This is a genomic window from Limnofasciculus baicalensis BBK-W-15, assembly GCF_024178385.1.
In the GTDB taxonomy this organism is placed as follows: domain Bacteria; phylum Cyanobacteriota; class Cyanobacteriia; order Cyanobacteriales; family Coleofasciculaceae; genus Limnofasciculus; species Limnofasciculus baicalensis.
Map to the genome: position 1 here is coordinate 1 of NZ_JAMZMM010000681.1, position 1,485 is coordinate 1,485.

Genomic DNA, 1,485 nt, shown 5'->3' on the forward strand with positions numbered 1-1,485 from the left:
GTTTTCTCTTATGTATTTGACTATCTCTATATCTTCATCTGTATAAAGGAAAATACCATAGACAATGGTTGGCGAGCTATTTTTAATATTTTTGTCTGAAATCAAAGCTTCATATATGTCACTACTATTGGCAGCACATGATACATTAAAGTGTCCCACGTTAATACTAAGTGTATCATGTGCTATTGTTCTTTCTTTGTTCTCTGGCTGCATAAATTATAGGATTCATTTTTGAACAAGTTTTGGAGATAAACACCCTGTCCTAAATCTATAATATTTTGAAAAATTTAGCATGACATCAGCCAAATGGCTTATATGACTATGCTATTCCTAAGTCAAAAGTCCGATCAACTAAGATCTTGCACCAATTTCAAAAAAGAGCGGGATCTAGGGTGGGCAGTCCCCAGTATAAGGCGAAAAGCATAAAATTATGTTGCTGGAGACTGCCCACCCTACTACTTTTCGTCGGGGGAGTACGTCACAAAATAAACTCTTCAATAGCAGCAGCAACACCATCTTCATCAACTGAGGGCGCTACCCATTGGGCAAGTGCTTTTACTTCCGGCGGTGCATCTCCCATGGCAATTCCTAATCCAGCATATTCCAGCATTTCCACATCGTTAAAGTTATCGCCAATTGCCATAACATTTTCTCGATTAATTCCCAGTAAATCTTCCGCCAAAAAACGCACTGCGTTGCCTTTGTTGACAGCGGGATTGGCTGCTTCAAAGAAAGTTGGTACTGATTTTGTTAAGTAAAGTTCCTCTGGTGTATATTTCTGGCGCAAGTCGAGCAATAATTGGTCAACTAATGCTGGCTCCTGGCTGAGGGCTAAAATTTTTGTTGGTTCATCGTTTAAAATATTACGCAAATCTCCGACAAATTGTGGTTGAATTGTGGAACGTTTACGATAACTTTCCGTTTGATCGTTCCTTTCGCGCACGTACAATTGATCGTTAATATAGAAATGGACGGCAAGACGCGATCGCAGTGTCTCGGTTTCAAAATAATCTAGTAATTCTGCCGCTGTAGTCCGCGACACAGGTAAATGTTGGTATAGTTTATCGGTGGCAGGATCTTGAATCCAAGCCCCTTGGTATGCGAGAATCGGTAAGGTAGCACCAAGAGCTTGATGGAAGCGCAAAGCAGAACGATACATTCTCCCAGTCGCGATCGCAACCTGAATTCCTTTGGCTTGGGCTTTACCAACTGCTTGCTTCACAGTTTCGCTGATTTCATTAGATTCTCCTGCGATCGTGCCATCAATATCAAGGACAAGTAGGCGGATATCGAGAGGTTCGAGATTCTTGGAGTCTATCACTTGCTCGGCAGTAGATGCTTGTGGCATGAGTTATTGGTTGTTGGTGATTAATTGATATCTTCTCACCTATGGCTACGATCGCTGCATCGGTTACAACTAGTACTGCAATACTACTTTATTAGCAGTAAACCGGATGATGAGTAGTACTGCAGCACTACTTTATT

At 41.3% G+C, this 1,485-nt stretch carries 2 protein-coding genes; both read right to left on the minus strand.

Annotated features, from left to right (window positions below; translation table 11 throughout):
• Positions 1-213: hypothetical protein (locus NJ959_RS29420; RefSeq protein ID WP_254015305.1), on the minus strand; the 213-nt coding region annotated here is incomplete at its 3' end.
• Between the two features lie 265 nt (positions 214-478).
• Positions 479-1,348 carry a Cof-type HAD-IIB family hydrolase gene (locus tag NJ959_RS29425; protein WP_254015306.1) on the minus strand — a complete coding sequence of 290 codons (870 nt, stop codon included), beginning with the start codon at positions 1,346-1,348 and terminating at the stop codon, positions 479-481.
• Positions 1,349-1,485: the final 137 nt, after the last annotated feature.

What these genes read in the sequence shown, in the direction of transcription:
- NJ959_RS29425 (WP_254015306.1), bottom strand. Translation starts at nt 1,348, where the DNA reads ATGCCACAAGCATCTACTGCCGAGCAAGTGATAGACTCCAAGAATCTC.